Here is a 2,776-nt window from a genome sequence, read left to right as displayed (position 1 = left end):
AGAAAAATCGATGCAGCGTACGTCGGCCCGGAATTCATTTCCAACAAGAGCGGAATAGTGGTTGAAGTCTTGAAGGGAATCTGGCCTGCGAGGAACGCGGACCCGGGCCCCTGCTATGACGCAACGAGCTGGGAAGAAACCAAGGAATAGCTGGCAAATTCTGGGTTATTCAGCGCAACTCGACGGCAAAGCCGGATACACCTTCCTTCGTTACCATTTTCCTGTAGCAGACGTCCATCTCGAACGCGAAGGACGCGAGCGAGGCGACACGCAGGGCGGTGTCCATCGGGTTTTTCTGCCTTTTTCGGACTTCAATGATTGTTTCCTCGAGGACGCGGTTTTCGAATCCGGACGAGCGCAGCATGCGGCGAAGCCGCCGCATGGCTAAAGCATTGCAGCGATTAAACCTGAAATGCAGTTTTTCTAAGGTGTTTGTGCGCATCCTACCACCTTAAACCCAGTTTTGGTACGCCACCATTTTCGTTATATCCATCAAACCACCCGAAAACTATTCAGGAATTTCAATATTTATTGGTGCTATTTTTTGCGATAAAATCTCATTTGTTTACCTAATTCCAATCATTTTTGTCTTAAAATCCCAAAAACAATATAACAAAGTGATTCAAAATTGATGCATGGTTGAGCTTGGCCGGGTTTCAAGGCGGATTCTGCAGGAGCTGAGCTCTGATGCGCGCATTCCCGTGAACCGGCTTGCCCGGAATCTTGGGAAGTCGCGTTCAGTCGTTTTTTCGAGGCTGTGTTTCATGGAAGAGGAGTTCGGCCTCAAGTACACGCTTGAGCTCGACATGCAGAAGCTTGGGCTTTCGTCTTACCTGATTAAGGCGAAGCTGAGGAAGCCGGTTGACCGGGCGCTCCTGAAGGAATTTGTTAAGCACGAGCCTACCGTCCAGTTTGTGGCGATTACGAAAGGCGAATTCGACTTGCTGATTGGCGCGGTTGCGAAGACCCAGTTGCAATACATCCGTTGGGAATACGCGATGAGGAGCAGCTTGAAGGACTACTTGGTTTGGTGGAAGAGCTCTCCCGTGGTTTTTGAGCGAGTCGGATTCTTCCCATTGCGGGACGACTTGATTGGAAGCCTGGACCTCCCCGAAATCCAAAAAAAGCTCCTCGTCGCCTTGAATAAGAATGCCCGGACGCCGTTCAACGAGCTCGCAAAAGAGCTTGGGGTGACGCTCGCCGCAGTCAGATACCATTTCAGCACGCTCCTGAAAACCGGCCTCGTGAAGCGCTTCACGGCCGTCATGCAGAAGCCGCCCATGCCCATCCACCTCGTCGTTTTCACCACGTTCACGTACGCTAAAGGGTACGAGGAACGGTGCAAGGAAATGCGCAGGCTGTTGATGCGTGAGAGCCAGGAGCAGCCATGCAACACTTACTCCGTGGTCTACGAAATGAGCGGAGGCGAGGACATGTTCATTTGGACCTCCTTCAACGACCTCAAAGAAGGATACGCGCGCCTTGAAGAGGAAGACAAGATTTTCGAACTGGATGAAGTCAGGCACGAGACCGCGATTGCCCTCGAAGTGCTCCAAGGCTTTTGGCCAATCAGAAACATCGAATTGAAGAAACTGTATGACGCCAGCGGTTGGGAGGAAATCAAGGAATAGCTGGCAAATTCTGGGTTATTCAGCGCAACTCGATGGCAAATCCGGGCACGCCTTCCTTTGTTGTCATCTTCCTGTAGCAGACGTCCATCTCGAACGCGAAGGACGCGAGGGAGGCGACGTGCAGCGCGGTTTTCATCGGATTGAGGTCTATCCTGCGGATTTCAAGAGTCGATTCCTCGAGAACGCTGTTCTCGAATCCGGACGAGCGCAGCATGCGGCGAAGCCGCCGCATGGCTAAAGCATTGTTGCGATTAAAACGGAAAAGCAGCTTTCCCAGCTTGTTTCCCGGCATTTTGTACACCCAAAAAGCCATTTATGCTGTTTCATAAAACCCATTAAACTCTCACAGAAACGTTTTTACTCCCACCATCGAAGTATTCTGAGACCTGGTGTTATTCTTCTATCCGAATATATAGTATTTCCGTTTTTTGAGCCATCTTACCAAATTTTAGAAGAAAATTGTCACTTTTGACTACTTGCTTTAAATATCCGGAAAAAATAACATGCTTCTTGTGGAACTCGATTCTATTTCCAGGCGTGTGATCCGTGAGCTTTGCATGGATTCAAGGGTTCCGGTCAGGGTAATGGCTGAAAGAATCGGCTGCTCGCGTTCGACCGTAGCTTCGCGCATCAGGTTGGTCGAGAAAACGGTGGGGCTCCATTATACTATTGAGCCCGACATGGCCAGCCTCGGCCTCAACTTCTCGTATTTCATCGCCGTGAAGCTCCGCAGCGACATTCCTGAAAAGAAGCTAGTCTCTTTCCTTTCTCAATCTCCCATCCTCCAGTTTGGGGCCCTCTGCAAAGGGGATTTTGACTTGCTGTTATTCGCCTCGGCAAGAAACCAGCTCGAGTTCATGCGCTGGGCATCGAGTTTCAGAAGTGCTTTTTCCGGAGAAATCAGCTCCTGGAAAGCGTCCCACTTGGTGCTCGCCAGGTACGGGTTCTTTCCGCTTAACGACGCTACGATTACTCGTTCGACAGTTCCATCCCCCCAAAGAGAGCTATTAATCGAGCTAAACCGGAATTCACGCCAATCTTTTCGCGAGCTCGCCAAACGCATGAAGACAACCGTTCAGCGCGTCAGGTATAATTTCAGGCTCCTGCAGAAGTTAGGTTACGCAAAGCGCTTTACGGCCGTAATA

At 50.4% G+C, this 2,776-nt stretch carries 4 protein-coding genes; 2 read left to right on the top strand and 2 right to left on the bottom strand.

Annotated features, from left to right (window positions below):
* Positions 1 to 169: 169 nt before the first annotated feature.
* Positions 170 to 382, bottom strand: a complete 213-nt coding sequence (locus tag WC488_05370) for a hypothetical protein (GenBank protein MFA5077826.1) — start codon at positions 380 to 382, stop codon at positions 170 to 172.
* 253 nt (positions 383 to 635) lie between these two features.
* Here WC488_05370 and WC488_05365 point away from each other — a divergent pair, with 253 nt between their 5' ends.
* Positions 636 to 1,631, top strand: a complete 996-nt coding sequence (locus tag WC488_05365; GenBank protein MFA5077825.1) for a winged helix-turn-helix transcriptional regulator — start codon at positions 636 to 638, stop codon at positions 1,629 to 1,631.
* 19 nt (positions 1,632 to 1,650) lie between these two features.
* Here WC488_05365 and WC488_05360 read toward each other — a convergent pair whose 3' ends face one another.
* Entirely contained in the window at positions 1,651 to 1,863 is a 213-nt protein-coding gene (locus tag WC488_05360; GenBank protein ID MFA5077824.1) for a hypothetical protein, read from the bottom strand.
* 271 nt (positions 1,864 to 2,134) lie between these two features.
* Between WC488_05360 and WC488_05355 the strand changes: the two genes are divergently transcribed.
* Positions 2,135 to 2,776, top strand: a 642-nt coding sequence (locus WC488_05355) for an AsnC family transcriptional regulator (protein MFA5077823.1), incomplete at its 3' end; no start/stop codon positions are given.

It is taken from the genome of Candidatus Micrarchaeia archaeon (assembly GCA_041650355.1).
In the GTDB taxonomy this organism is placed as follows: domain Archaea; phylum Micrarchaeota; class Micrarchaeia; order Anstonellales; family Bilamarchaeaceae; genus JAHJBR01.
This window is presented reverse-complemented; position numbering and strand designations above follow the sequence as displayed.

Coding starts and splice junctions, on each gene's coding strand:
- WC488_05370 (MFA5077826.1), bottom strand. CDS start 382: ATGCGGCGGCTTCGCCGCATGCTGCGCTCGTCCGGATTCGAAAACCGC.
- WC488_05365 (MFA5077825.1), top strand. CDS start 636: ATGGTTGAGCTTGGCCGGGTTTCAAGGCGGATTCTGCAGGAGCTGAGC.
- WC488_05360 (MFA5077824.1), bottom strand. CDS start 1,863: ATGCGGCGGCTTCGCCGCATGCTGCGCTCGTCCGGATTCGAGAACAGC.